The sequence below is a fragment of the Actinomyces johnsonii genome (genome assembly GCF_006546835.1).
Lineage (GTDB): Bacteria > Actinomycetota > Actinomycetes > Actinomycetales > Actinomycetaceae > Actinomyces > Actinomyces johnsonii.
Map to the genome: position 1 here is coordinate 37,524 of NZ_VICB01000025.1, position 26,271 is coordinate 63,794.

Annotated in this window: 17 protein-coding genes, 2 tRNA genes and 2 pseudogenes; 7 read left to right on the forward strand and 14 right to left on the reverse strand. The window is 66.6% G+C overall.

Annotated features, from left to right (window positions below; translation table 11 throughout):
* Positions 1-68: 68 nt before the first annotated feature.
* The 3 genes from FK256_RS14465 to FK256_RS13270 all read right to left on the reverse strand — a co-directional run bounded on the left by FK256_RS14465 (position 69) and on the right by FK256_RS13270 (position 2,097).
* Entirely contained in the window at positions 69-1,358 is a 1,290-nt protein-coding gene (locus tag FK256_RS14465; protein WP_244936452.1) for a hypothetical protein, read from the reverse strand.
* 118 nt (positions 1,359-1,476) lie between these two features.
* A complete protein-coding gene (locus tag FK256_RS13265) occupies positions 1,477-1,833 on the reverse strand; it encodes a hypothetical protein (protein WP_141425071.1) in 357 nt (118 codons plus the stop codon).
* 174 nt (positions 1,834-2,007) lie between these two features.
* Positions 2,008-2,097: transfer RNA gene (locus tag FK256_RS13270), tRNA-Ser, on the reverse strand.
* Positions 2,098-2,475: 378 nt separating this feature from the next.
* On the opposite strand from FK256_RS13270, the gene FK256_RS13275 reads away from it, so the two are divergent.
* Entirely contained in the window at positions 2,476-2,841 is a 366-nt protein-coding gene (locus FK256_RS13275; RefSeq protein ID WP_141425072.1) for a hypothetical protein, read from the forward strand.
* An 815-nt stretch (positions 2,842-3,656) separates the two neighbouring features.
* On the opposite strand, the pseudogene FK256_RS13285 reads toward FK256_RS13275, so the two are convergent.
* The 3 genes and pseudogenes from FK256_RS13285 to FK256_RS13295 form a co-directional block, all read right to left on the reverse strand.
* A pseudogene (locus FK256_RS13285) lies at positions 3,657-5,032 on the reverse strand (ISL3 family transposase).
* Between the two features lie 146 nt (positions 5,033-5,178).
* Positions 5,179-5,352 carry a hypothetical protein gene (locus tag FK256_RS14700; protein ID WP_244936454.1) on the reverse strand — a complete coding sequence of 58 codons (174 nt, stop codon included), beginning with the start codon at positions 5,350-5,352 and terminating at the stop codon, positions 5,179-5,181.
* Between the two features lie 294 nt (positions 5,353-5,646).
* Positions 5,647-6,258, reverse strand: coding sequence for a hypothetical protein (locus tag FK256_RS13295; RefSeq protein ID WP_141425073.1), 612 nt, complete (start codon positions 6,256-6,258; stop codon positions 5,647-5,649).
* A gap of 384 nt (positions 6,259-6,642) precedes the next feature.
* Between FK256_RS13295 and FK256_RS13300 the strand changes: the two genes are divergently transcribed.
* A complete protein-coding gene (locus FK256_RS13300; RefSeq protein ID WP_244936455.1) occupies positions 6,643-6,804 on the forward strand; it encodes a helix-turn-helix domain-containing protein in 162 nt (53 codons plus the stop codon).
* 77 nt (positions 6,805-6,881) lie between these two features.
* Complete coding sequence (locus FK256_RS13305; RefSeq protein WP_141425074.1) at positions 6,882-7,085, forward strand: hypothetical protein; 204 nt, start codon at positions 6,882-6,884, stop codon at positions 7,083-7,085.
* Between the two features lie 216 nt (positions 7,086-7,301).
* Here the strand turns inward: FK256_RS13305 and FK256_RS13310 are convergent, their stop codons facing one another.
* Positions 7,302-8,561: an IS110 family RNA-guided transposase gene (locus tag FK256_RS13310; RefSeq protein WP_141425075.1), complete on the reverse strand. Its 1,260-nt coding sequence runs from the start codon at positions 8,559-8,561 to the stop codon at positions 7,302-7,304.
* A gap of 291 nt (positions 8,562-8,852) precedes the next feature.
* Positions 8,853-10,298: pseudogene (locus FK256_RS13315) on the reverse strand (IS256 family transposase).
* A gap of 326 nt (positions 10,299-10,624) precedes the next feature.
* Here FK256_RS13315 and FK256_RS13320 point away from each other — a divergent pair.
* Entirely contained in the window at positions 10,625-11,080 is a 456-nt protein-coding gene (locus FK256_RS13320; protein ID WP_141425076.1) for a transposase, read from the forward strand.
* Positions 11,081-12,575: 1,495 nt separating this feature from the next.
* On the opposite strand, the gene FK256_RS13335 is transcribed toward FK256_RS13320, so the two are convergent.
* The 5 genes from FK256_RS13335 to serS form a co-directional block, all read right to left on the reverse strand.
* A tRNA-Ser gene (locus tag FK256_RS13335) sits at positions 12,576-12,664 on the reverse strand.
* Positions 12,665-12,849: 185 nt separating this feature from the next.
* Positions 12,850-14,199 carry an AGE family epimerase/isomerase gene (locus tag FK256_RS13340; RefSeq protein WP_021606084.1) on the reverse strand — a complete coding sequence of 450 codons (1,350 nt, stop codon included), beginning with the start codon at positions 14,197-14,199 and terminating at the stop codon, positions 12,850-12,852.
* A 93-nt stretch (positions 14,200-14,292) separates the two neighbouring features.
* Complete coding sequence (locus FK256_RS13345) at positions 14,293-15,930, reverse strand: ABC transporter substrate-binding protein (RefSeq protein WP_141425077.1); 1,638 nt, start codon at positions 15,928-15,930, stop codon at positions 14,293-14,295.
* Entirely contained in the window at positions 15,930-17,117 is a 1,188-nt protein-coding gene (locus FK256_RS13350) for an HAD family hydrolase (protein ID WP_141425078.1), read from the reverse strand. The genes FK256_RS13345 and FK256_RS13350 overlap by 1 nt, the downstream gene beginning before the upstream one ends.
* 12 nt (positions 17,118-17,129) lie before the next feature.
* Positions 17,130-18,410: a serine--tRNA ligase gene (serS, locus tag FK256_RS13355; protein WP_141425079.1), complete on the reverse strand. Its 1,281-nt coding sequence runs from the start codon at positions 18,408-18,410 to the stop codon at positions 17,130-17,132.
* 502 nt (positions 18,411-18,912) lie between these two features.
* Between serS and FK256_RS13360 the strand changes: the two genes are divergently transcribed.
* Both FK256_RS13360 and FK256_RS13365 read left to right on the forward strand, forming a co-directional pair.
* Positions 18,913-19,845, forward strand: coding sequence for a LysR substrate-binding domain-containing protein (locus tag FK256_RS13360; protein WP_141425080.1), 933 nt, complete (start codon positions 18,913-18,915; stop codon positions 19,843-19,845).
* Positions 19,846-19,985: 140 nt separating this feature from the next.
* On the forward strand, positions 19,986-21,212 hold the full coding sequence (locus tag FK256_RS13365; protein ID WP_141425081.1) for a diacylglycerol/lipid kinase family protein: 1,227 nt from the start codon (positions 19,986-19,988) through the stop codon (positions 21,210-21,212).
* A gap of 70 nt (positions 21,213-21,282) precedes the next feature.
* Here FK256_RS13365 and FK256_RS13370 read toward each other — a convergent pair whose 3' ends face one another.
* Positions 21,283-22,668 (reverse strand): amidohydrolase, encoded by a 1,386-nt coding sequence (locus tag FK256_RS13370; RefSeq protein WP_141425082.1) that lies wholly within the window; start codon positions 22,666-22,668, stop codon positions 21,283-21,285.
* A 335-nt stretch (positions 22,669-23,003) separates the two neighbouring features.
* On the opposite strand from FK256_RS13370, the gene cas9 reads away from it, so the two are divergent.
* On the forward strand, positions 23,004-26,267 hold the full coding sequence (gene cas9, locus FK256_RS13375; RefSeq protein ID WP_141425083.1) for a type II CRISPR RNA-guided endonuclease Cas9: 3,264 nt from the start codon (positions 23,004-23,006) through the stop codon (positions 26,265-26,267).
* Positions 26,268-26,271: the final 4 nt, after the last annotated feature.

Consider the following 26,271-nt stretch of genomic DNA (forward strand, 5'->3'; position numbering starts at 1 on the left):
GCCGACGGGACTCCGGCTCTACGAATGCAGTTGCGGCAGCGGCGCTCACACTGCCAGCAGCAGAACGCTCATCCCCCACTGGCGGACGAGTTCAGCATCGACCACAGCGCGGCCCCGACCACGGCATAGACGACAATGCTCAGGACGGTGGCGATAACCGCCCAGATGAGAGTGGCCCTGGCCCAGTTCTTCTTGGCGATGGAGCGGCCACTGCCGAAGGCGAGCATCAGCAGGTAGACAAACCCGATTAGCGGAATGGCCATCAGGAACATCGTCAGCATCCAACTGCCGACCGAGTCGACGCTGCCGGCACTCTCACCCCGGGCTGCGGCCGGCGCACCACCCGCCGGCTGCCCGAACGGCGCTCCCGCCGCGGAAGGGACCATCTCGGAGAAAGAGGGGGCCTGCCCGGCCGCGGCGTCGGAGGAGGGCGCCGACCCCCACTGGGGCGCCGAGCCCTGCGACTGGATGGAGGGGGCCGACGACGGTGCCGACTGGGCGACCGGCTGAGCAGCGCCCTGGGGGGCGAAGGCCTCCGCCGCCTGCTCGGCCTCGGCACGCGCCGTCGCGGTGGGGAAGACCGAGGACATGCCGACCTCCCCTTCCTGGCGCCCCCCGCTGAAGGGATGCGAGTGCGGCACGGGTTGTTGGGCGAAGGCCTGCTGATCCTGGGGAACGGCGGGCTGGGGCTCCTGCGCCGACGCCGACCAAAACAGGGGATCCTCGCTGGAGATGCCCGGCCGTCCAGCGGCGGGCGCCGAGGGGGTTCCGGGCGCCGACTGGGCGAATGGCGAGGCGGCCGCGGCACCGTCGTTGACCTGGGGCGCCCCCCAAGCCGGCTGGGCCGGCTGGCTGCGCGGCGCCGGCTGGGGCGGTTGCTGGGCGGCGGGCTGCCCGGTCTGGAACGGCGAAGCGCCGAGCCCGCCGAATCCCGCTCCGGCGGCCGGGTCTTGGCCGAACTGGGCCGACTGAGCGGGCTGGGCTTGCTGGGCGGGCCTGCCGAACTGATCGACCCCGTTTTGCTGCGCGAAGGGGCCGGACTGGAGGCTGGGGTCGGCCGAAGCGGCCGCCTGCTGAGCGCCCGTCCGTCCGGCACCGGCGGGGTAGGCACGCGTCTGTTCCTCGGGGGGAGGCCCGGTGGGAAGGTCGGGCTGCGCGGGGCGCCACGATCCGGCCTGGGCCCCGGGCATCGCGCCTGGAGCGGAGCCGGGAGCCTGTCCGGCGGCCTGCTGCTGCTCTGCGCGCGCGGCGTCGAGCATGCCCTGGTTGATGAGGACGGTTCGGGCACTGAACTCGTCCCCCTCACCGGGGTGGGGCGATCCGGAGGCCGGAGGCTGGGTTGCGTCGTGGTCAGACATGAGGTCCCTCTCAGTCGAGTACAGCATCACGCTATCCCGGATTGGCGCGGGAAGACACGCAGGCGCTCCGATCGGCCAGAGGCGAACGCTCTGACCGAGGCTAATTCACGTGCCCCAGTCAGTGGGGAGTGGCCGCCGAAGTGGTTTCGCCGGCTCCCGATCCAGCCGGATCCCTCCAGCGCTGCCAGCAAGCGACCCCGACGAACATCACCAGCGGACCGATGGCGCCGACGGCGGAGCCCGCGTGGGTCCGCAGCGCGACGAACGGTAGCGTCGCCAGGAGGATGACGGCTGCGATCACGGCGAGACGCGATCTGGTTCTGATCGCTAGCAGTGTCACCACAACGGCCACTGCGGACACGAGCGACAGGACCCGCCCGGGGCCGGCCCAGTTGAGGACGATGAAGAGGGCGACGAAACCGCCAATGAGCGCGTATCCGACGATGGCCTGTCTTCGGTTGTCCATGTCAGTCATGGCCGCTCACTCCCAGCACGATTGATGGGTTACTGCCAGGGTAGACCGCAGGATGCGAGCCGTCGACCGTTCGGTCGGTTGAAAGGAGGTCGGCCCAGGCACAGCCCCCTCTGCGGCAACGGCTGGGCCGACGACGAAGCCCCGGCGCGCTGCTGCGCACCGGGGCTCTTGCTCTGGCGGAGATGGGGAGATTCGAACTCCCGAGGGGCTTCCACCCCAACCTCCTTAGCAGGGAGGCGCACTAGGCCACTATGCGACATCTCCAGCCTTCCCACAGCTCCGCCGTGGGACGCACGGGCAGCCTACCGGGAGGGCACCCCTGCGAGCAAACCGCGGAGGTGGCGCACCGGAGCGCACGCCCGAGCAAGCACCTGAGTGGATCAGCTCCCCGCAACCGCAGAAGTCGAGCCCGCAGCACTGCCACGGTTTCGATCTGCCTGGTCGCCGCCGTCTGACACCCCCGCCACACGGGGGTTGTCTCGTGTGCGGGCAGCACGCGCCATTTGCGTTCGTATTGCTCGCAGCGACCGCATCAGGGGATTGATCCCCCTGGCATCGAATTGGATTCTGAGGTCACATGGTTACACCGAGACAAGCACCGAAGTCATCCCAACTTCAATCTAGACAAAAGGAGGCATCCCCATGCGATTCACAAAGCAAAACCTCATCAAGACTGCCGCCATCGGCTCAGCATTCGTCGGCGCACTGGCGGTCGCGGCGCCGGCCTCGGCGAACTCCTTCGGCCCCACCGATTCACACGGCGTGGTGAAGGTCAATTACAACGACGGAGAAGACGAGTTCTGTGTGACGGGGAACTATCACCACGGTTCAGTGGTATATCTCGTACCAGAAACGAGTGGCCGCGGGCCAAGCCACAAGATTACGGTCAGTGATGGGGAAACCAAGTGCGTCAGCCTGGCAACCGCTTACGAAGACAGCCGGTATTACTACCAGACGGGAATCCCGCTTATTGGAGGAAGGTATAGCGCGGAGTACTTCTACAGCTGACCCGGGCACACCCCGAATCACTCTCCTGACGATCGCGGCGCAGCCGCCACCTCGCATCCCCTCCCACGACTCTCGAGTCCTCGGCAGCACTTCTGCTGCCGAGGACTCGAGAGCATGTTCACGTTCCTGAGCGGAGATCTTGCAGGCTTAGTCCAGATACGACTACACGCCGGTGGCGACCCGATGCGCCCCAGCACGCCCACCCTCTTCGCACACGAACCACAGGGGATTGATCCCCCTATCTTTCATGCCGATTTCAAGCTCTCATAGTTGTACGACAACAAGCACGAAGCACCCGGACTTCAGCACCCAACAAAAGGAAACAGTCACTATGCGATTCACCAAGCGAAACCTTATCAAGACCGCCGCCATCAGCTCAGCTTTTGCTGGAGCACTAGCAGTTGCAGCGCCAGCCTCAGCGAACTCTTTCGGTCCCACCGACTACGGCACAGACGGGAGCGCAATAGTTAGTTACAATGACGCAAGCGACCAGTTCTGCGTAACTGAAAGCTCTGGGTGGTATAGGGGATATATTAACGTCCGCCTTTATCCTGAAACAAACAGTCGCGGCCCAAGCTATAATTTCAACGTTTATAGTGGTGACACAAAATGTGTTAGCCTGAGCAGCGCCTTCGAAGACAGTTACTACTACTACAAAGTAGGCGACGGCAGTCCGGTCAACTTCTACAGTTGATTCGCACACACAATCCTGGCGAGGATCGCGATATGGCCACTATTTCCGTCTCCCCACTCCCGCGACACTCAAACCGGCTCTTCGTGTTTGAGGGTGTTGTAGGTGGGGCTTATCGGCTGGTTTAGGTGGTTGTTGTCGGGTGGTCTTTGAGGCGTCCGGTGTGGACGAGGCTGCGGATGGTGTAGTGCGTGAGGTTGCGGAATCCCAGGGCGATGCCGCGTAGGTGCTCCAGGCGCCCGTTGATCGCCTGGCGTGGGGCCGTTGGAGGTACGGGGGAGGTCGAAGTAGGCCAGAACGTCCTGGCTGCGGCTGATCAGGGTCTTAGCCAGTGTCTGGATCTCCTCCAGCCCGTCGGGGATGGCCTATTTCAGGGAGCCACGGCCTGTTTCAGAGAGTCGATGAGCCGTTGCATCAGGTACTTTCCCAGGCCCGGGTCCTCGGTGCGGTAGGCCTGGATGAGGTGCTGGTAGACGCCCCAGGCAGCCTGGACCGCAGCGTGGCGCTCATCGGCGAACAGGGTCTCGAGACGCTCGGCCTGGGCATCGGTGAGCAGGCCGGCCCCGGTCAGCAGGGTGCGCCTGGCCCGGTTGAGCCGGTCACCCGCCCGGCCCCGCCGCCCCGTGATCGCCCGCTGGATCCGGCGGCGGCACTCATCGAGCTTGCCGGCAGCCAGGGCTACGACATGAAAGGGATTCATGACCTCCCGGGCCTGTGGGACCTCCTGGTCGGCGGCGCTGTTGAAACCGCTAAGCCATCCATCGCCACCACCTGAGCAGCCTATTTCCAAAGCTCGTCCCGGGCGGCGAGCCAGGTCTTGAGGACCTTCTTGGACCGACCCGGGACCACGCCCAGAAGCCGAGCCGGACCACTGCGATCGCGCACGGGGGTCATGTCGATGACCACGGCGGGCGTACCGGTCGCCCCGCCTGGTGTGGCGCCACACAGAGGGAGCACCTCCCACATGGGAGCGAAGCGCGCGGGAAATTATCAACCCCCGAGAACCTCCACCCCCTAGAACCGGTCGGACGCCTCGTTGAGGATCTGCTCGGCCCAGGTCAGGACCGCGGCTGGTGGCGGCGTACCAGGCCACTCCCAGAGCGGCTGCTACCCGGGAGACCAACACGGACTCACGGCCCAGGGCACGCAGCCCCCACTCCACCGCCGAGCGGGTCAGCCGCACTCTGCGCTCAGCCAAGCTGGAGGTCTCTTACCTCCACACCCGGCAGCAGCGGGTACAGGCGAAGCGCCGCCCACACACCATCAGCTGCGTGAGCCTCCACCCCACCGGCACGTGAACCCAGACACCGGGCCACCGTCCCACGAGCCTGCCCCTGGGCCCCGCAGGCCCTACAGAACGGGTCCTCGAACCCCGGTCCGCATGCGACACTCGATCACCGCGCACTCAACTGTGAGGTGCTGGCCCACCACGGTCAGCCCCAGGGCGTCCAGCCCCAGGAAGGTCGTCAGATCAGGACCAGTGAAGGTAGTCTCAGACACGTCGAGGTCTCCCGTGACGGTTGTGTAGCAGCTCCCATCATCCGGGGACCTCGACCCCTACCCACCACAACAACGCACCCACCCCCACCCCGAACACATCAATAAGCCTTACTTACCACACCCTCAAACACGAAGAGCCAGATTGCTCAGTTGGAAAGGGCTCGGTGACCTTCCAGACCCAGGCCACGGGCGCGATGTGCCTCCAGCGCCTGCCTACCGAGATGCTCACTACCCAGAACCTCGCCGACGATGCGGACGGCCTCATCCCAGTCGATCGGTTCTGGCGCATAGGCCTTGGCTAGGGCGGGGTAGTCTTCCAAGAGCGCTTTACTAGCACCTAGGTCAAGTGGGCGTGCGGCTCTTCGCGCTCGGGCCAGCACCCCATTGATGGCCCCATTCAGCGCGACTCTTCGCCGTCCAGTGATACCGTGCTCTGCCTGAAAGGCCAGATAGGGCTCCTCCTTTCGATACTGGACCGCTATAGACAAGGTGTGCAAGGCATCCTGTAGTTCTTCGATGCGTTGAGACTGCTCCTCAACTCGGCGACGCAACTCATCTAGCTCTGCGCTGGACTCTGACATTCGCTGTAATCTCCTCTCGCTCCTGGTAGGACTCTAGAGTAGTGCCCACATGGCCCACTCGACGGAGTCGGCGATAACTTTGGCGGTGCCACCACCTAAGGAACCTTCGAGTGCATAGAAGAGTTTCTCGCGAACTATGTGCCCAGCAAGGTCAGGCAAGCCTGCTACATCGTCGATAGCATCAGCAATCTGCCCGGACGATCTACGTAAGGCAGTTTCAGCGGCATCATCTAAGAAACTTTTTGTGAGGTCGATGAAGGCATTAGGGCTTTTTCGTATCATCCAGCCGACAGCCTTCAAAGCCTTTTTGAAGGCGAATGACCTTATTCCGACAGGTTGGGCGTCACCACCAACCTGAGCCTGCGGGTTTAGGGGAAACTCAGAGAGGGTTGTGATATCGGCAGGTCCTGTTGCGTTCTGAGCCTCATTCGCCCAACCTCTGAGAGTGGTTGCCGATTCAATATCGTTTGCTTGTTCAGCAGCATCGGCGGCTTGCTTGAGGGCGTCAGCCTTCTGCTGGTTAGTCAATTCGGCGCTGCCTGATTGGTTGGCGCCTGAAGCGGCGACTTCAGATTCAGCAGCACTGGCCGGAACTAGTGTGCCGAAAGCAGTTAGGCCAAGCGAGATTGCTATTGCCGTTGCCATGGTTGCGAGAATGAGTCTGCCGAGATAATGGTGTCGTGTTGCGCGCTGTGACCGCATTGTCTGCACTCCTCTTAGGCTCGGTCGTGACGAACTGGCGAATGTGGCGAGATGCCACTCTCATATTTATGTCATACTCAACATAAAAACCGTGGCAAACTGCTGGGTACTCCATCAAAATCGAACCTTCAGCATCGCTGTCGTGCCATGCCTCAATGTGAACCGTCATGGTGTTGCCGCGGCTAGTGGAGGCGAGGCCGGTGTTCGTCACTGCCATGCTGCGGGACAGCGCGCCAACGACTGAGTGAGACCACGAGAGCTAAGCACATCTCGCCAGTCGAGGCGATACACACCATACTCTCCAGAAGACGGTGGGCAGGAACCTGCATGCCTACCGCACAGAGAGATCTGAACCAAGAAGCCTTCGCAGACCAACTTGGCGTCCACCGCACCTACATGGACGGGGTCGAGCGAGGCGAACGCAACCTGACGCTTAAGAACGTGGAGAAGATGGCGGAGAAACTGGAGGTTGAGATGTTGGAGAGTTGATGAGGCAAAGCACTAACCTTGAGTTTTCATTGTTGGGGTGTTGAAGATGGGGTGAAGGTGTCGCTTCGCCTGGAATAATGCGGGTTGCTGAGATCCGAGAACTCCAGGGGAAGGACACCTTCGCGGTGAAGAATAGCGGGTTGTACCCGGCTGTGGGTGTGGAGTCCGGGGATGTTCCTGCGGTGGGGCTGACCGGGGCGAGGCTGCTGACCGAGACGAGCAGAGTCACAGGCCTGGGCAACGAGCTCTCGCGGGCCCTGACTGCATGGCGGCGGACGTAGTCGGTGCACGACCCGGGCAAGATCATGGCGAATCTGGCGGTGCGCGCGGCCCTAGGAGGCCATTGCCTGTCAGACCTTTCGCCGCTGCGGTGCGACAAGGAGCTCTTCGGAGCCTGTTGCCTCCGACCCCACGGCCTGCAGGCTGGTGGGGACCCCGGCCGACCACATCAAGACCATCCGCCAGGTACCGGACCAGACCGGGCAGACCTGATGCTCTTATTGTGTGTCAAGGGTGGTGAGGTATTGGTGGTAGCGGTGTGTGAGTTGGGGTAGTGGGCGTCGGTGGTTTTCGATGTCGGAGATTCTGGCGGGGTAGGTGTTCAGTGCGTGGGCTACGTCGGTTTGGGTCAGGTGGTGCCGTTTGCGGTGTGCTGCCAGGGTGCTGGTGGTGTCGGTTGGTGGGGGTTGGGTCAGGGCGCGGTAGACCTCGCGGGCGATGGCTCGTTTGAGGCAGCGGATGATTTCTTTGGTGGTTTTGCCTTCTTGGGTGCGTCGGTTGGCGTAGTTCTTGGTGGTGGGGTCGTGGCGTAGGCGTACCAGGGCGATGCGGTGCAGGGCGGCGTTGGCTCGTCTGTCGCCGCCTGGGTTGAGGCGATGACGGGTGGTTTTACCGCTGGATGCGGGAATGGGGGCGGTGGCGCACAGGTGGGCGAAGGCGGCTTCGTTGTGGATGCGTCCGGGGTTGCCTCCGGCGGTGACGGCGAGCTGTGCGGCGACGGTGGTGCCGGCGCCGTAGACGGCTAACAGGCCGGGGTAGTGGGTGGTCAGGATGTGATGCATCTGCTGGTTGAGCCGTTCGGCTCGGTGGTGCAGGTCCTGGTGGGTGCGGGCCATGTGGTGCAGGGCGCTGGTGGCGGCCTGCTGGGGTGTGGTGATGGTTCTGGTGGGACGAGTTCGAGCGAGGCGGGTGATCAGGGCCGGGGTGTCGAGCCTGCGGTAGCGCTCGCGCAGGGGCTCGGGGGCGGTGGTCAGCAGGGAGTGGATACTGTTAGTGATCGCGGTGGCGGCTGAGATCAGGCGGGTGCGGGCTGCCAGCAGGAGCCGGAGCTGCTCGGCTGGGCCGGTGGTGTCCTTGGCCTGGCTGACACCGTCTCCGGACAGGACGGTGCGAGCCGCGGCGATGGCGTCGATCGGGTCGGACTTGCCGTGGTGGCGTCTGACCCGGCGGCTGGGGCGCAGCACCTCGACGGTGTCGTAGCCGGCCTGGCGCAGGGTACGGGTCAGTCCTGCTCCGTAGGAGCTGGTGCCCTCTACGCCGACGGCCATGAGGGGACCGAAGCGGTCGAGGTGTGCTGTCAGATCGTCGTAGCCCTGCTGGTCGGAGGGGAAGGAGCTGGTTGCGATCACGGCGCCCTGGGCGGTGAGCACCGCCAGGGTGTGAGTGTCCTGGTGGGTGTCGACTCCAGCGACCAGTCCCGGAGGTGGGGCCGGGGACGCTGGCTCCGTGTCTGTGCTGGTAAGGTCCGTCAGATCCATGGAGCGTGCCTCCTGTCTTGGTGCTTCCTTGGTCGGGAGTGCCACCGGCTCGGGCCAGGCAGACAGGACGCTGACGGGACCACACCTGTGGCGACTGGCGCACTGCGGTGTGGTCATGCTCCTATGAGGTCATGCACCACCCGTGCCTGTGGCGGCGTCTGCGGGACAGGACAGATCAGGCTCAGGACAGCCCTCCTGCACCGGGGCAGGCGGGGGTGTCAGTCAAGTTGCGGGTCACCGCCACGCAGGCTCCTACACCATCATCAGCGTCCAGTTTTCTGTGTAAGCGTTTTACAGGTAGGGGTTGATTCGGTCGGGGTAGGCGGTGGCGGGGCTGGGCCAGGGCCTTGTATCTGGTCGGTGGTGATCTGTCCTTCGACGAGCTTGCCCTTGGCCCTGCGCTTGGATGCTGGCAGTCCTTTCTCCTTGTAGCGTTCTCGGGCTCGCTTGTCCACGGGTGTCGCAGATCGCCAGCCACAGCAGCTTGCTCACCGCCTCATCGGAGGGGAAGTGGCCGCGGTTCATCGGTGATCCTTAGTGCAGCTGGTAGCTCGCAGCCTCGATGCGTTGGTGGAGGGGGTACCTCCCACGAAGTGGGGGAGAGATGACGCGCCTGAGCATCGACGGGAAGGCCAGGAAGGGCGTGAACCTCTCCCAGGCCCGCGCCCAGGTCGCCGCCGTCTCGGGGTACTTGCCCCCCAGGTCGGAGGCAGAGAAGTCGGTCAGGGCCTGCCGGGCGGCCTCCTGGTGCGGGGCGGTGCAGGTCGGCCTTGAGAGCGGCGGCGACCTTCTTGCGGTCTCCGTAGGAGACGAACCGCATCCAGGGGCGCGGAACCGGGTGGACCACACAGGTCTGGACCGTCGCCTGGGGCCAGGTCGCATCGATCGCCTCAGGCAGGCCCGCCGGGCCCGTCGCATTCCCCCCGCGCTTCGCTCCGGTGCGGGAGGTGCACCCTCTACGATCAGCACGTCGCTCACGCTTCTGTTGTGCCGGCACGGGCGCACACGAGCCGCCCTTGAAGGAGGCTCCCTCCTCGGCCCGGGGCCCAGATACTTAAGCCACGTGCTTGATACCGTCCATGCCCCGCCCCGACCGCGATGTGAGCCGAGCGGGAGGCGACCCGGTGAACAGACGCGGACCATCGGCCCGGATCGCGCCCGTGGTAGACCACCGGGAAGAGGACTCCTCTAACGGGCGGCGCTGCCACCCGCGGGACAGCCTCGGCTACCGCGTCGGTGATCCTCGAAATGGTCCCCGCGGACAGCTCCACGCTGAGTGCGGAGGCCAGGTGGTGCTGGATATCCCGCACTTCTCAATTCCGCCGGCGCATCAGGCCTGGTGATTCACTCGCATCCAGCCCGTCCAGACGGCGCTGGCCCTTACACACCAGGCGCGGGGTGAAGGTCCCGGCCCGGTCCCGAGGCACCTCGATCTCGAAGGGCCCCACCTCAGAGTCCACCGTCTTGGACGTGGTTCCGTTTCTGGCGTTACCACGAGCCTGGGAGGTTGGCTCGCCCCTGTCGTAACCCAGGTGCTCGCTCAAGCCAAGCGGCCAGGCCCCTCTCCAGGGCCTCCTTGACCAGTGCCGGCAGCAGACCATCAGTCCCGGTCATGCTCACCTGCCCGGAATCAATCTGCTCAAACAAGCCATCCAGAGCCCCAGCCGAGCGCAGCTGGTCGACCACATCCCGACCACCAGCAGAAGCCCTGTTGTCATCATCAGTAGCAGTCATCAGTGTCAGTCCTTCCACAAGGGCTTACACAAACCATTGAACAGGCTCGACCGGGCTCAACCCCAGACCCAGTAGAAAGGTGCTGGTGCGCACCGATGGGGCCGGAGGCACAAAGGAGACCATTGAGTTCCTCACCCACCGCCGGGTGTCCTACAGCGTGGGGTTCACGCTGCCAGACCACACGCCGCAAATCCACGAGCACCATCCCCGAGAACCACCTGGGCCCCGGCCTACAACGCTGACGGCCAGCCCAGACAGGGTACAGACGTCGCTGAGACCCGCCGACCTGCTGAACCTGACCGCCTGGCCGGACGGTATGCGGCTCAACCGTGCGCCGAGACCGGCCCCACCAGGGCGCCCAGCTGCGCTTCGAGGACATCGGAGACTACCGGCCCACCGCCTTCACCACCAACACAAAAGTGGGTCAGCTCGCCGACCTCAAGGTCCGCCACCGACTACGAGCCCACTGCCAGGGAACCGCATCGACTGCGCAAAAGACACCAGGCTCAACCACTTCCCCCCTGCAGGGCATCGCGCAAAACCATATCTGGAGCCTGAACGTGACCCTGACCTGTGACCTGCCGGCCTTCTCCCAACTGCTCACCCTGACCTCCACCCCCGCCCGCGCCTGGAAACCCAGGACAATCCACCTACGGCTGATAAGCATCCCCGCTACCACCGCCCACCACACCCGCCGCACCATCCTGCACTACAAGACCGACCACCCCTGGACTGATCTCCTCCTCACCGGACTCGAACACCTCCAGGCCCCACCAGCTCCATAGACACACAGCTCCCGCATCTTGTCCACCACAATCCTGAAGAAAGAACCCCGGCCCCCAGAAAGGCCCGACCACCACGACCCGACACGAGGCAAACCGTCACACCCACACACCACAACCCCACCCACAACACCAACAACAACCCCACCCAACCAGCCCACGAAAGATCGAGGCTAGTGCATGTACCACAGGGGATTGATCCCCCTACCGTTCGGACTATTTTCGAGGTCTCATGGTTGTGCAGCAACAAGCAGAGAAGTCACCCGGACTTCGAAGGCCTACCCAAAGGAGGAGACCCCCATGCGACTCACGAAACGAAACCTCATCAAGACCGCAGCCATCGGCTCAGCTTTTGTTGGAGCACTAGCAGTCGCGGCACCCGCTTCAGCAAACTCCTTCGGTCCCACTGGCTCTGGCACAGGAAACCTTGGAACAGTTAGCTATGACGACGGGGCCGATCAATTCTGCGCTACAGCCACCCAGCACTACGGCCTCAGCGTTGAGTTGAAGCCAGAAAACAGCCGTCGCGGACCTAGCTACACAATTCGCGCAGCGCAAGGAGAGACGAAATGTGTCAGCTTGGCGAGGGCGTACGAGGACACTCGCTACTCCTACCAAGTGACTAATGGTTTCTGGCCACCCCGCCTCACTCCGGTGTATTTCTACAGCTGACCCGGGCACATCCCGAAGCGCTCTCCTGACGATCGCGGCGCAGCCGCCATCTCGCATCCCCTCCCACGACACTCGAGTCCTCGGCAGCACTTCTGCTGCCGAGGACTCGAGAGCATGTTCACGTTCCTGAGCAAAGATCTTGCAGGCTTAGTCCAGATACAGCTACACACTGATGGCTGCCCGATGCACCTCAGCACGCCCCCTCTTCTTACGCAGACCATAGGGGATTGATCCCCCTACCGCAAGGATGCATTCCAAGGTCTCATAGTCATACGGCAACAAGCACGATGCACCCGGACTTCAGCACCCAACAAAAGGAAACAGTCACTATGCGATTCACAAAACGAGGCCTCGTCAAGACCGCAGCGGTCAGTTCAGCACTTCTAGGAGCAATTGCTGTCGCCGCACCAGCCTCCGCCAACTCTTTCGGGCCGACCGACTATGCCACAGGAGGCTACACAAAAGTCAGTTACGACGACGCGAACGATCAATTCTGCGTCACAGGAACCGGCACGGATTACGCAGGAGTCACCGTAGCACCATCAAACGGGCGACGAGGGCCGAGCTATTATATTTCAGTCGGCCCAGGGGCAACGAAGTGCGTCAGCCTAGCACGAGCCTTCGAGGACACTCGCTACTTCTATCAGGCAGAAAATCCTCTGACTGGAGGAAATTACGATCCAGTCCAATTTTACAGCTGACCTGAGCATGTCCTGAAGCGTTCGCCTGACGATCGCGCCATAGCCGCCACTCCCATCTCCCCACTCCCGCGACACTCGAACCCTCGGCAGCCGAATTGCTACCGAGGGTTCGAGTAAGCATGAGATGGCGGAGAGAGGGGGATTCGAACCCCCGGTGCGCTAGGCGCACAGCGGTTTTCAAGACCGCCACATTCGGCCGCTCTGTCACCTCTCCAGGCCGCGCCCCCAGGGCGCGACAGGCACAGACCCTACCATCCCGGTGAACCCGCGGTCACCGCGAGCCCACCGGCGGCCGACGTCGCGGTCGTACCTTAGGACTCGCGTTCGAGGGGTAAAGGGCACGAACGCGCGCCCTACCCTACGAACACGAGGTCCTCCAGCCTACTTCCGCAACAGACCCTAAGACCTGCTGAAGAACCCGCGCCGGTGCGGCTTGCTGGCGCGCGCAGGCAGCAGCGAGTTCGGCTCGTCGAGCCGCCCCTCGGCCAGCGCCTGCCCGATCGCCGGCCACACCGGCAGGCGCGCCATGAGCGTGGCCTGCAGGGCGTGGTAGATGTCCGGATGCCCGGCCCAGGTGCGGGTCGAGGGCCGGTTGTCGCGGTCGAGCTCGTGGGTCCACACGCCCGGCTCCTCGATGAGGAACTCCTCGGCGTAGTCGATCCAGGCGCGGTAACAGTGCTCGTAGTGCTCGACGTCGATCTCCCCGCGCCCGTCGTCGAGCAGGGCCTGGCGGATGGCGGCCGAGGCCGAGATGCCCTCGCAGACCACCCAGTGCATGCGCTCGTGGACCACCGGCTCGCCATCGAAGTCCGTCGTGTAAACGAAGCCGGGGGCGCCGTCGATGCGCCAGCCATCGGTACGGGCCTGCTCGAAGATGTGCTCGGCGGCATCCAGCATCCAGTCCGGCGCGCTCATGGACCGGTTGATGAGGGCGCCGTGCAGCTGCACGGTCAGGCGCGCCCATTCCAGGCCGTGACCGGGGGTGACGCCGTAGGGCCTGAAGGGGTGGGCCGGCTCATCGCGGTTGTAGTCGAGTCTCGGCTTCCAGGAGGTGGAGTAGTGCTCGGGCAGGCGCCAGCCGTGCTCGCGGGCCTGAACGTTGACGGCGAAGTCGGCGATCTTCAGGGCCCGCTCCAGCCAGCGCACCTCGCCGGTGACGTCGGCCGTGGCCAGGTAGGCCTCGACCGTGTGCATGGCGGCATTGATACCGCGATAGTCCTCGGGGTCGGTGAAATCGAAGGCGTAGGACTCGATCGGCATCTGCTGGGGCTCGTCCCACCAGTAGCGGTCCTGGATCTCCATGGCATCGCGCAGCAGCTCGTGGGCGCCGGGCCGATCCGCGGCCGTCGCGGTGGCGGCGGCCAGGAGCACGAAGGCGTGCTGGTAGCACTCCTTGCGGGCCTCGGGGTCGATCGGGACGCCCCGCCCCTCGGCGTCGGGATCGGGGCCGATCGCCGAATACCAGCCACCATTGACCGGGTCGCGCAGGGGGCCGCCCAAAGCGCGCACACCGTGGTCGGCGTAGCGGCGACAGCCGGGGATGCCCATGAGCGCCCCCAGGGAGAAGGCGAAGGTCATGCGGCTGGTGATCCACAGCTCGACCGGATGGGAGGGGTCCACCTCGCCGTCCTGGCCGATCCACCCGAATCCTGTGGGCACCTGCGAGGCGCGCGCGTAGTGCAGTAGTGCATGCGTCTCGTAAGCCAGCCAACGCTTGTGCTCGGGAGCGCCGAACCATCCCAGTCCCATGAGTCCTCCTTGATCCGCTGGGGATTCAAGGCTATCGACCCGCCCCGTGCGGATCAATGCTTCGGACCGAGCCCTGCGGAGCCCGCGCGTCGGCTACTTCTGCTTGGGCCAGGCGGACTCGCCCTGTGCGAGCGCCTCCTTGGGGGTCATCGCACCGGTCGACCAGCGGCTCAGCCCCAGCCACAGGGCGCTGCTGCCCACGCCCACGGGCATCGAGTCCGAGGCATCCATCTCGACGGTCGTCTGACGCGACTGGAGCAGCCTGGTGGCGCGCTTGCCGACGTCGCTGGGCGCCAGGTCCGGGTCGACGCCCTGGTAGGCGGTTGCCACCCCGCCCATCGCCATCCGCGTGCGCGCCCAGTTCTGGGAGGTCAGGTAGGCCATGACCGCATTGGCCGCGTCCGAGCGGGTGAAGGCCACGAGGTAGTCGGTGCCCACGAGCACGGCCTCCGATCCCCGGTCCGCCGCCGGAGTGACGAAGGCCGAGATCTTGACGCCGTTCGACGTCGGCGACGCCGTCGCCGCAGCGGTCGTCTCCCCCGCTGCCTGGGCGGAGTCCGTCGAGGCCGTGGCGCCCCCGGTGGGGCTGGGCGCCTGGACCGTCACCGGGTTGGCGCCGTCGGCGTCGGTGATGGCGGTGCCCTCGGGGAACCGGCTCTCGAAGGAGGAGGAGGCGTGCAGCATGAGGCAGCTGCCCTTGACCAGGTCGGCCCCGGCCTGCGCGGGGGTCCGCGAGATGACCGAGCCACGCCCCCCGGCCACGCTCCCATCGGCCAGGACCAGGGAGTCGACGACGTCGAGGGCCTCCACAGCGCCCGAAGAGTCGACGGGCACCCTGTGCGAGGCCCACGTCTCGTAGGCGCCGGAGCCCTGCGTGGACAGCATGGCGTCCTCGAGCCAGTCGGTCATGACCCAGCCGGTGGACTCCCCGTCTGAGGCGCCTACGCACCAGGGGGTTACGGAGCCGTCGGGGTGGTCGGCGCGGACCTTGCGGGTGAGGGTCTCCAGTTCCGCCCAGGTGGCCGGCACCTTATAGCCGGCCTTGGCGAAGGCGTCCGGCGAATACCACACGAGGGACTTCACCGAGGCCATGAGCGGGGCGGCGTAGGGCACGGAGGCGTGGATACCCACCTGGATCCAGTGCCGGTCCCACCCCGCCTCCACGTTGCTGTTAACCGTGTTCGGCAATGGGTGGACCACGCCGGTGTCGACGAGCTCGGCCACCATCGCCGGCTGCGGCACGATCGCCAGGTCGGGCAGGTTCTCGGGGTTGTCCTGGCTCGACGGCGAGGCCCCCTTGTTGGTGGACAGGTCCGCGCCCGAGCCGTTGAGCAGCTGGGAGCGCAGCTCGGTGGTGCCGGTGTGGGCGACGTCGATGCCCGTGCACTTCTCGAACTCGGCCACGGAGGCCTCGAAGCGCTCTGCCTCGGTGCCGGTCAGGCTGCTGGAGACGGTGACGGTGGAGCCCTCGTGGCCCTGGTAGGCCTTGTAGGCGGCGCAGCCGGTGGCCGATGCGGAGTGGGCCCCGCCGGCCGAGCAGGCGGCGGTGGCGGCGCAGACCAGGGTCAAGGCGCTGGCGGCCGCGAGAAGACGGCCGCAGCGCCGCCGTCTGCCGGTTGAACGTCGTCGGACCGGGGCGGCCCCGCCGGGCAGACCGGTGCCCGCGGCGGTGACGTCGTTGATGGGGCCGATGGAGTTGTGATGGGAGATAGGGAGAGGGGACTGTCGCATCAGGGGTGCCTTACTCGTTCGATGACGGCGTCCAGGACGGCGGCGCAGCCGTCCCGCCACACGGGCTCGGTCAGGATATCGCCGCGGTCGCGCACCCACTGGGGCGCACTACCCATGACGACTCCGGCCCCGGCCCACTCGATCATCTCGACGTCGTTGGAGCCGTCCCCGACCGCGAGGGTGCGGGCGGAGTCGACGCCCAGGCGGGAGATGAGCGCCTCGAGGGCGGAGGCCTTGGTGACGCCTTCGGGGGCGACGTCGAGCCAGGCCGTCCAGCCGATGGCGTACTCCACCGAGTGCAGCCCGGAGTCGGCCACGATCTCGGAGAAGCGCTCCACCGACATGCCCGGGGCCCGCAGGACCACGCGGGTGACGGGCTGGGAGACGAGCTCGTCGAAGGAGACGACCTGCTGGTCCTCGATGAGCTCGCCGTCGGGGAAGAGCCGGGAGACCTTGAACCCGACGCCAAGGTCCTCCACGGCGATGATCCCGTCGGGCACGGCGGCGAGCAGGGTCTCGATGGCGGGGCGCGGGTCGAAGGTGCGCGAGTCGACCACTTCGTAGCCGCCGGGGGCGTCCGGGTCGAGCCGCAGGGTCAGGGCGCCGTTGGCGCACACCATCCAGCCCGAGCTCAGCCCCAGGTGGCGCACCACCGGCATGGCGGCGGCGATCCCGCGCCCGGTGGAGATGACCACGGGCACCTCGTGGGCGCGCAGGCGGGCGATGGAGGCCATGACCCGCTCCGAGACGCGCCCGTCCATGTCGAGGATGGTGCCGTCGACGTCGAGGGCGACGACGAGCCCTCGACCGGGCGCGAGCCGGGCCCCGCCGGAGGCCTCCAGCGCGTCGAGGTCCCGCATCCGGTCCTGGACCAGGGCGTGGTACTCCTCGTGGTCCAGAGCCCGACGGCGCAGCATGCGCCCGCCGGTTCCCCCGGCGGAGCCGGTGGTCTTGGCGGTGCTCTCGGGGTCGCCGCGATGCCCGATGCACTCAGCCGAGCCGCCCAGGCGGGTCAGCGGTTGACCACCCGGGACGATCCCGGTGTCGGGGTTGACGGCCGGGCCGTTGGCCGTGGGCTCGGCGGCGCTGGAGCCGCCCGCGGCGTCGGCCGTGCGGCCCGCACCGGCGGTCCCCGGCGAGGGGTCCGACGGCGTCGACGGCGAGGGGGCGGATGGTGTGGGGCTCATGCGCGGCCGGCCTCAGGCGGTGGCGCCGACGGGCTCGATGGCCTCCAGGCCGCCCAGGTAGGGGCGCAGGCCCGCGGGCACGCGCACCGAGCCGTCGGCCTGCTGGTGGTTCTCCAGGATGGCGACCATCCAGCGGGTGGTGGCCAGGGTTCCGTTGAGGGTGGCCACGGGGCTCGTGCCGCTCTCGCGGCGCTCGCGCACGGCCAGGCGGCGGGCCTGGTAGGTGGTGCAGTTGGAGGTGGAGGTGACCTCCATCCAGCGCTGCTGGGTGGGCAGCCAGGCCTCGCAGTCGAACTTGCGGGCGGCCGAGGAGCCCAGGTCCCCGGCGGCGGTGTCGATGACCCGGTAGGGCAGCTCGACCAGGGCCAGCATCTCCTCCTCCATGGCCAGGAGCCGGGCGTGCTCGGCCTCGGCGTCCTCGGGGCAGCAGTAGGAGAACATCTCGGCCTTGTTGAACTGGTGGACGCGGATGATGCCGCGGGTGTCCTTGCCGGCGGCGCCGGCCTCGCGCCGGTAGCAGGTGGACCAGCCCATGTAGCGCTTGGGCCCGGCGGTGAGGTCGAGGATCTCGTCGGCGTGGTAGCCGGCCAGGGCCACCTCGGAGGTGCCGGTGAGGTAGAGGTCGTCGGCGGGCAGGTAGTAGATCTCGTCGCTGTGGGCGCCCAGGAACCCGGTGCCGCCCATGACCTGCGGGGTCACGAGGGTGGGGGTGGTCATCGGGGTGAATCCGTGGGCGACGGCGGCGTCCAGGGCAGCCGTCATGAGGGCCAGCTCCAGGCGCATGCCCCAGCCCTTGAGGTAGTAGAAGCGGGCGCCGGAGACCTTGGCGCCGCGGCGGGTGTCGATGATGTCCAGGCCCTCGCCGATCGCCAGGTGGTCGGCGGGCTCGAAGCCCTCGGCGGTGAAGTCTCGGGGCTCGCCGCCTTCGTGGCGCAGGACGACGTAGTCCTCCTCGCCGCCCGACGGCGCTCCCTCGATGAGGTTGGCGAACTGGCGGGCCAGGGCGTCGAGCTCAGCGGCCGCCGCCGAGGAGGCGGCCTCGGCGGCCTTGACCTGCTCGGCCAGTTCCTTGGCACTGGCAAGAATCGCCGGGCGCTCCTCAGGCGATGCCTTCCCGACGGACCGGGAGACGGCCTTCTGCTCGGCGCGGAGGTTCTCGAAGGCGGCCAGCGCCTGACGGCGGGTCTCGTCGGCGGCAATGACGCGGTCAACGAGATCGACGTCGGCGCCGCGGGCTCGCTGGCTGGCGCGGAAGGGCTCGGGGTTCTCACGAAGCGCACGCAGGTCGATCATGACCCTGAGTGTAGTCAGGACCGTGCCCGAGGCCGCACTCGGATCACTTTCCGGGCGACATCGGGCCGCACGCGAGGTGGTCACCAACCAGTGACGGACCCGACACTCGAGTCGGATCGACCCGTTTCGCCGTCGGATCCGCACCACTGACGAGGCGGACTCGCGGGCCCGAAAGCCAAGAATTAACCGGAAGGCCAGGGGTGGATGGCGCGCGTGCGGGCCATACACGTTCACCCCTGCACACACCACCCCTCGAGCGCGAACGTGACCTACTTCCCTCTACCAACGTAATCCACCTGTGAATACAATCCATTTCAATCGGTGTACCCTATAGTTCCCGACGGCGTTCTCGGGCCGCCATGTTGGAGGCCCGCCCACGCCGGATCCCACACCATTCTCCCCGCTTCTCCCGGCCATTCGTCTGCCTTCGACTTTCTGTCACTCCGTCATATCAGGCTCGCCGATCGCGTTGGTGCGGGCCCCGACCACAGGACCACAACTCATGCCGATCTCATCATCTCCGTCCTTCTCGCAGTTACGGGCCTTCGTAGCCCTGTGCGACCACCAGCACTTCGGCGAGGCCGCCACTGCGCTCGGCGTCAGTCAGCCCAGCCTGTCGCAGGCCATCACCGCCCTGGAGAAGCGCGTTGGCGGCGAGCTGGTGGAGCGCACCACCCGCCGCGTGCTGGTGACCTCCCTGGGCGAGGCTCTCCTGCCCTTCGCCCGCGACGCCGTCCTGGCCGCCGAGGCCTTCAACGAGGCCGCCTCCAGCCAGGGGGCCGCCCTGAGCGGCACGATGCGTCTGGGCATCATCCCCACCATCGCACCCTACCTGGCCCCCATTCTCATCGACGGTCTGCGCGAGGCCCTGCCCCAGATGGAGCTGGATCTGCGCGAGATGGTCACCGGGGACAACCTCGACCAACTCGCCCAGGGGCGTCTGGACGCCGCCATCATCGCCCTGGAGGACGACCTCCAGCGCACCACCGCGATCCCGATGTTCGACGAGCAGCTCGTCGTCCTCACCGCCGCCGACCACCCCTGGGCGGGGCGCCGGGACGTCAACCCCGCCGAGCTCGATGACCAGCCCCTCCTCCTACTCGACGAGGGCAACTGCCTGCGCGACCAGACCCTGGCCCTGTGCCAGCGCTACGGCACCCGGCCCCCGGTCGCGGTGGCCACCACCCTGTCGACGGTGACCCGCATGGTCGCACACGGCTCCGGCGTGACGATCATTCCCGAGGGGGCGCTCCAGCTGCTGACCCCCTCCTCGGAGTACGGCGTTGCCCGTTTCGCCGACGAGGCGCCGGTGCGCCACATGGGCCTGGTCCACCGGATCTCCTCCTCCCGCGGCGCCGACTTCGCCCAACTGGCCGCCCTCATCTCACGCCTGGTGAGCCAGGCCGGCCTACCCGTCACCCCGATCAGGACCTGAGTCGGGGCGGGAACACGGGCGGAAAGTCGGCGCCGGGCCGCAGCCCGGACCACGCCCCGGATCCGTCCGGCCCCCCTCGATGACGTCCGCGCGGCTCCGGTGACAGTGACCGGGGCCGCGCGGACGGTTAACCTGCCCCTATGACCGGCTTCACCGACGGCGGGGCCCGGGCGACGACGCGCACCGGGCAGCCACTGGCCTGCGTCGTCGTCAACCCCTCCAAGCCGCGCGCCACCGCCGCGGTGCGGGGCCTGCTGGAGCGCGAGCTGCGCGAGGCGGGCTACGCCGGACCCGTCTGGCTCGAGACGAGCATCTCCGAGCCCGGCACCATGCAGACGCGCCTGGCCCTGGGCGCAGGGGCTCGGCTCGTGGTGGCCGCCGGCGGCGACGGAACCGTGCGCGCGGTGGCGGCGGGCCTGGCACGCAGCGGCGCCCAGATGAGCATCGTCCCCCTGGGCACCGCGAACCTGGCGGCCCGCAACCTCGGGGTACCCGTCGGCGACCCGCGGGCCGCGGTCCGGGCGGCTGCCCGCGGGGCCGACCTGCCCGCCGACCTGGCCTGGGTGAGGACCGAGCCCCTGCCCGAGTCCGACGTCGGACTAGACCGGACCGGGACGCCCAGAACCGCCGGACAGGCGGAGGTCCTGGGCGGAGCCACGGCCGCCGAGCCGACTCGCCCCCCTCCGGCCGACCCGGTCGATCCGGCGGACGGCGTCGAGGCGGCAGACCCGCCGCGGCTATCGGCCGAGGCGGCCCGGGCGGTGCGCACGGTCCAGAGGGCGACCCGGCGTACCCGTCAGTGGGCCCGGCCCACGCTCGGCGACGAGCACGCCTGCATGGTGGTGGCCGGGATCGGCTTCGATGCCGGGCTGGTGGCCTCCACGCGCCCGGCCCTCAAGGCGAGGGTCGGCTGGGGAGCTTACGCCCTGGCGGCCATGGAGAACCTGGGATCACCGCGCATGGACCTGGTTCTCAGCCTTCTCGATGACACCGGCGAGCGACGCGTGGAACGTTTGACCGCCCGCAACCTGCTGGTGGCCAACGGAGGTCGCCTGCCGGCGGGGATCACTCTGCTGCCCGAGGCCCGCACCGATGACGGTCTGCTCGACGTCGCCGCCATCGATACGGTTGCCGGTCTGGCCGGGTGGAGCTCCCTGGCGCGCCAGGTGCTGCCGCCCTACGCGGCGCGCTATTCCGAGTCCGGCCGCTCGCTGGGCCGGGTGGTGCTGCGGCGCGGCGGGGAGGTGACCGTCCAGCTCTCGGCGCCGGCGCTGGTGGAGGTCGACGGGGATCTGCTGGCGCCCACGCGGGGCATGCGGGTGCGCATCGACCCCGGGGCGCTGCTCATCCGCCGTCCGGCGGCCTGAGGGCGGGTCGGTCGGGCGGGTTTGAGGGCCGCCCGCTCCGGCTGCATGCCCAGCGGTGCAGTCCCCCCGCTTATTCCTCCCAGAAGCCGGCGACGTCGATCGCCCCGCCGGTGGCCTCGAAGTCTGCGCGCACGGCTCGGCGCAGGTCGGCGTCGTGGAGCCAGTCCAGGGCGACGGCGGCCAGCCCGTAGGCGCCGTCGAGCGCGGCCGCGTCCCCGGTGGGGCCGCCGGCGGCCTCGGTCATGGCACGGGTGTGGAGGGCGACGTCGGGCCGGTCGGTGACTTTGATGAGCGGGTGGATGCCGGGCACGCGCTGGGAGACGTTGCCGAAGTCGGTGCCGGCGGCGATCGTCTCGGGCAGAACCCCGGGGGCCAAGGGGTCGCGGCCGCGCTCGCGTTGGGAGCGCGCCCAGGAGGTGAGCAGGGGGCCGTTGTCCCGGACGGGGACCTCGTTGCAGTACTCCGAGGTAAGGATCTCGACGCCGGTTCCGGTCATGAGGGCGGCGCCGTGGAGGACCTCCTCGACCCGCTCGGCGATCTCCTTGAGGGTCTCGAGGTACTTGGAGCGCACCATGATGGACAGCTCGGTGCGTTCGGGGATGATGTTGGGGACCTGGCCGCCGTCGGTGATGATGGCGTGGAGGCGGTCCATGGGGAGCATCTGCTGGCGCAGCAGGCCGATGCCGGTCAGGGCCAGGGTGGCGGCGTCCAGGGCATTGCGGCCCATGAAGGGCTGGGAGGCGGCGTGGGCCGGCACGCCGTGGAAGACGACCTCCAGGCGGCGTACCCCGAGCCAGGTCTGGTGGGTGACGTCGTGGGCGTAGGAGTGGGTTTGGATGGCGGCGTCGACGCCGTCGAGCATGCCGCGCACGGAGAGGATCTCCTTGGCGGTCGAGTTCTCCTCGGCGGGCGTGGTCTGCAGGACGACGCGGCCGGGCAAGGCGCCGGGGTGAGAGCGGGCCAGGGCGGCCAGGGCGAGGAAGGCGCCCACGGAGTTGGCGCACATGACGTTGTGGCCGCAGCCGTGGCCGATGCCGGGGAGGGCGTCGTACTCGGCGAGGATCGCGATGGTGCCGACCGGCCGGCCGGAGGCACCTGCCTGTACTGGGGAGCCAGAGACCTCCGCGCGCAGGGCGGTGTCCATGCCGTAGACGCCGACCTCGGGCTCGATGCCGTGGCGGCGCAGGAGTGCGGCGACCGTGGCCACGGCATGGTGCTCCTCGAAACCGGTCTCGGGGTGGTCGTGGATGTCATGGGAGAGCTCAACGATCTGCGGGGCCAGCTCGGCGACGGCCTCGCCCAGGGCGGCGCGCAGGTCGGAGGGGGCGCCGGCGTCGTCGGGCAGGGCCGTCGGTGGGCCAACGACGCCGCGGCGCTCCTCGGTCTCGGCGGCCATGCGCTCCTGGATGGCACTGGAAGGGACAGTGGGACGGGTGAGGTCATTCAGGTCGCGCATGGGCCCATCATGCCCACCCACCACCCGTATTGCACGAGGGTCCGGGGTTCGAGCAGTGCGGGTCACTCGCTGCCAGAACAACCTGAGATTCGTGCAGTTGCCACAGTGCTCCTAGACCATTCGTCATCGAATCATCTGCAGAACATGACTCTCTTGGGGTCAGAATCCATCCGGATCGTGCTAGCCTTAGCAGGACTGATTCCCAGTAAGCCCCGCCGTGTTTGCGGGGTTGAATGCTCCACCGGCTTGCCGGTCCAACTGCCCGATCTCACGTCGAGATCGGGCAGTTCTTTTGTCGCATTCTCAAGGCACTCCGGCTGTGATATGTATTTCTCATGTCTGCTCACCACCTTCGCGTGGGGATCGACGTCGGCACCCATTCCGTCGGACTCGCAACGCTGCGGGTTGACGACCAGGGGACCCCCATCGAGCTCCTCTCAGCACTATCGCTCATCCATGATTCCGGGATCGGCGAGGACGGAAAGAAAACCGCCTCGACTCGCAAGGAGATCTCCGGCGTCGCCCGGCGCACCCGGCGTCTGCTGCGGCGTCGACGCAAGCGACTCCAGCAGCTCGACAAGGTGCTGCTTGACCTGGGCTTCCCGATTCCGGATCTGGGTGGGCAGACTGACCCGTACCTGGTATGGAGAGTGCGCGCCCAGCTGGTTGAGGAGACGCTGCCCGAGGAGCTGCGCGGTCCGGCGATCTCCATGGCGGTACGCCATATTGCACGGCACCGGGGGTGGCGTAACCCGTACTCGAAGGTCGAGTCGCTGTTGTCGCCCGCAGAGGACTCCCCGTTCATGGAGGCGCTACGTGAGCGCATCATGAAGGGCCCGGGCGTACTTCTCGACGACGACATCACCCCCGGCCAGGCGATGGCCCAGGTGGCACTGACTCAGCGCATCACCATGCGTGGCCCCGACGGCATTCTCGGCAAGCTGCATCAGAGCGACAACGCCAACGAGATCCGGAAGATCTGCGCCCGCCAGGGCATCTCCCCCGATGTCTGCAAGCAGCTGCTGCGAGCCGTCTTCAAGGCGGAGTCCCCGAGAGGATCAGCCGTGTCTCTCGTGGCTCCCGACCCGCTTCCCGGTCAGGGCTCCTTCCGGCGCGCACCGAAGTGCGACCCTGAGTTCCAGCGGTTCCGGATCATCTCCATCGTGGCCAATCTCCGTATCAGCGAGGCCGGAAACAGGGATCGGCCGCTGACGGCTGACGAGCGCCGTCAGGTCGTCACCTTCCTCCTGGAGGACCCGCGAGAGGACCTGAGCTGGGTTGATGTGGCCGAGAAGCTGGGGATCTCCCGCCAGGCTCTGCGAGGTACTGCGACGCTCACCGCGGATGGTGAGCGGTCGGCCGCGCAGCCTCCTGTCAACGTCACCGACCAGATCATGCGCAAGACCAAGATCAGCCTACTGAAGACCTGGTGGGCGAAGGCCGACGCCGAGAGGCAAGGTGCCATGGTCCGTTACCTCTATGAGGGGCTTGAGGACTCGGAGTGCGCCGAGGTCATCGCCGACCTGCCGGAGGAGGACCAGGCCAAGCTCGATTCCCTTCACCTCCCAGCCGGCCGTGCGGCATATTCGCGGGAGTCCTTGACAGCCCTCAGCGATCACATGCTGGCGACGACAGATGATCTTCATGAGGCGCGTAAGCAGCTCTTCGGCGTCGATGACTCATGGACCCCTCCAGCCGAACCCGTGGGTGCCCCGGTGGGCAACCCGTCAGTCGATCGGACTCTCAAGGTCGTTGCCCGGTATCTTGCCGCGGTTGAAAATGTGTGGGGCAAGCCCGAAGTCATTCAGGTGGAGCATGTTCGCGATGGATTCGCCAGCGAGCGTGCGGCGCGGGAACGGGACCGGGCGAACAACCGTCGCTACGAGGTAAACCAACGCGCGATCAAGGACATTCAGCAGTCTTACGGTGTGGAGGGACATGTACGTCCGGGCGATGTCATGCGCCATCATGCCATCACATTGCAGGACTCTGCCTGCCTGTACTGCGGGGGAACAATCGGCTACCACACCTCTCAGCTGGATCATATCGTTCCGCAGGCCGGAACGGGATCGAATAACCACCGCGAGAATCTCGTGGCCGTCTGCGAGCGCTGCAACCGTTCGAAGTCGAACACCCCGTTCGCAGTGTGGGCGCAAACCTGTGGGATCCCTGATGTAGGGGTGAAGAAAGCCGTTGAGCGAGTGCGCGGGTGGCGCAACCGTCCCGGTGGTATGACATCTGGTGAGTTGAAGCGCCTCAAGAAAGAGGTCATCGCCCGTCTTCAGCGTACCCAGGAGGATCCGGAGATCGATGCGCGCAGCATGGAGTCCGTGGCCTGGATGGCCAACGAGCTCCGCCACCGCATTGCCGCTACCTACCCCGACACTGACGTCATGGTCTACCGCGGCTCCGTCACCGCGGCCGCACGCAAGGCGACGGGCATCGACTCGCGGATCAATCTGATCGGCGAGAAGGGACGCAAGGATCGCATTGACCGCCGGCACCACGCCGTGGACGCCAGCGTTGTTGCCCTCATGGAGCGAAGTGTCGCCAAGACCCTGGCAGAACGGTCGAGTCTTCGCTGGGCACAGCGTCTCACGGGACAGGAAGAGACCTGGAAGCAGTACACGGGCTTGACCGTGGGGGCGCGAGAGCACTTCGAGACATGGCGCAACCACATGCTCCGCCTCACGGAGTTATTCAACGCAAAGCTGACAGCCGATGAGGTTCACGTCGTCGAGAACCTTCGCCTGCGCCTCGGTAGCGGTAACGCCCATGATGACACGATCCGGAAGTACGCCATTCCTCGGCTGGGCGACGGCTTAACGGCCAATCAGGTCGATAGGGCCTGCTCCCCCGCATTGTGGTGTGCGCTTACTCGGGAGAAGGACTTCGACGAGAAGAACGGCCTTCCCGCGAGGGAGGACCGCTTTATCAGAGTTCACGGGCAAGAGCTGACCTCCAATGACCATATTCAGATCTTCGCCAAGAAGCCCGGCAATGACGCCAAGGAGAAGCCTTTCGGAGCCATCGCGGTGCGCGGCGGCTACGCGGAGATCGGGTCAACGATCCACCACGCCCGCATCTACCGCATCGAGGGGAAGAAGCCTGTCTACGCGATGCTCCGCGTCTTCACTCACGACCTGCTCAGTCAACGACACGACGATCTCTTCTCCGCAGTGGTTCCGCCTCAGTCAATCAGCATGAGGTGCGCGGAGCCGAAGCTTCGCCAGGCCATCGCTGCGGGCAACGCCACCTATCTGGGATGGGTCGTGGTAGGTGACGAGCTGGAGATCGACATCGACTCCTTCAAAACTGGGCAGATCGCAGATTTCCTAAGCGAGTACCCTGGCACAACAAGATGGCGCATTAGAGGGTTCTATAACGACCGACAACTCCGACTACGCCCCGCTTACCTAGCAGCGGAGGGGCTCATCGACCCCAGCGAGGCAATCAGTAAGACGTTGTCGATTCCCGGGTGGCTTCCAGCGATCAACCAAGTGGCAGCTACTCATCCGCGAGTAATCCGCCGGGATGCACTCGGCCGTGTTCGCAGCTCCAGCAGATCGGGCCTCCCCACATCGTGGACCATCGAGTGAGGGG

Excerpts from the sequence above, each read along its gene's own strand:
- FK256_RS14465 (WP_244936452.1), bottom strand. The coding sequence starts at position 1,358 with ATGTCTGACCACGACGCAACCCAGCCTCCGGCCTCCGGATCGCCCCAC.
- FK256_RS13265 (WP_141425071.1), bottom strand. The coding sequence starts at position 1,833 with ATGACTGACATGGACAACCGAAGACAGGCCATCGTCGGATACGCGCTC.
- FK256_RS13275 (WP_141425072.1), top strand. The coding sequence starts at position 2,476 with ATGCGATTCACAAAGCAAAACCTCATCAAGACTGCCGCCATCGGCTCA.
- FK256_RS13295 (WP_141425073.1), bottom strand. The coding sequence starts at position 6,258 with ATGGCAACGGCAATAGCAATCTCGCTTGGCCTAACTGCTTTCGGCACA.
- FK256_RS13300 (WP_244936455.1), top strand. The coding sequence starts at position 6,643 with ATGCCTACCGCACAGAGAGATCTGAACCAAGAAGCCTTCGCAGACCAA.
- FK256_RS13305 (WP_141425074.1), top strand. The coding sequence starts at position 6,882 with ATGCGGGTTGCTGAGATCCGAGAACTCCAGGGGAAGGACACCTTCGCG.
- FK256_RS13310 (WP_141425075.1), bottom strand. The coding sequence starts at position 8,561 with ATGGATCTGACGGACCTTACCAGCACAGACACGGAGCCAGCGTCCCCG.
- FK256_RS13340 (WP_021606084.1), bottom strand. The coding sequence starts at position 14,199 with ATGGGACTGGGATGGTTCGGCGCTCCCGAGCACAAGCGTTGGCTGGCT.
- FK256_RS13345 (WP_141425077.1), bottom strand. The coding sequence starts at position 15,930 with ATGCGACAGTCCCCTCTCCCTATCTCCCATCACAACTCCATCGGCCCC.
- FK256_RS13350 (WP_141425078.1), bottom strand. The coding sequence starts at position 17,117 with ATGAGCCCCACACCATCCGCCCCCTCGCCGTCGACGCCGTCGGACCCC.
- serS (WP_141425079.1), bottom strand. The coding sequence starts at position 18,410 with ATGATCGACCTGCGTGCGCTTCGTGAGAACCCCGAGCCCTTCCGCGCC.
- FK256_RS13360 (WP_141425080.1), top strand. The coding sequence starts at position 18,913 with ATGCCGATCTCATCATCTCCGTCCTTCTCGCAGTTACGGGCCTTCGTA.
- FK256_RS13365 (WP_141425081.1), top strand. The coding sequence starts at position 19,986 with ATGACCGGCTTCACCGACGGCGGGGCCCGGGCGACGACGCGCACCGGG.
- FK256_RS13370 (WP_141425082.1), bottom strand. The coding sequence starts at position 22,668 with ATGCGCGACCTGAATGACCTCACCCGTCCCACTGTCCCTTCCAGTGCC.
- cas9 (WP_141425083.1), top strand. The coding sequence starts at position 23,004 with ATGTCTGCTCACCACCTTCGCGTGGGGATCGACGTCGGCACCCATTCC.